The following is a 356-nucleotide window of genomic DNA, read 5'->3' as shown; positions in this document are numbered from 1 at the left end:
GCCGACACGCTGCTGCCCCGGCAGGGACTCGCCGGCCGGCCCATCCCGCCCGTGCACCCGGAGCTCGGAGCCGCCGTCGCGGCCGGCGAGGTCGCCTCCCGCGCCGCGACCCTCGTCACGCTCGCCCTGGACCGGGTCCGGCACAGCTGCCTCCCCGAGGCCGTCGCGGCGATGGAGCACGCCCTGACCCGCACCGCGGCCGAGAACGACACCGACTTCCTGGCCCGGGTCAGCCGCCGGTGGACGGAGGCGCTGGACCAGGACGGCGCCGAGCCCTCCGAGGAACTGCTCCGCCAGCTCCAGGGCGCCTTCCTCCGCAAACCCCGGCACGGCCTGCAGCACCTGGAAATCTTCGC

Annotated in this window: 1 protein-coding gene; it reads left to right on the top strand. The window is 76.4% G+C overall.

The features are described 5' to 3' along the window. Window positions 1–356: DUF222 domain-containing protein (locus tag AC1DKN_RS21075; RefSeq protein WP_476872414.1), on the top strand; the 356-nt coding region annotated here is incomplete at both ends.

The sequence above is a fragment of the Arthrobacter sp. 01N444 genome, from assembly GCF_056399305.1.
Note: the sequence above shows the minus strand (reverse complement) of the source record. Positions and strands in the feature narration are given on the sequence as shown.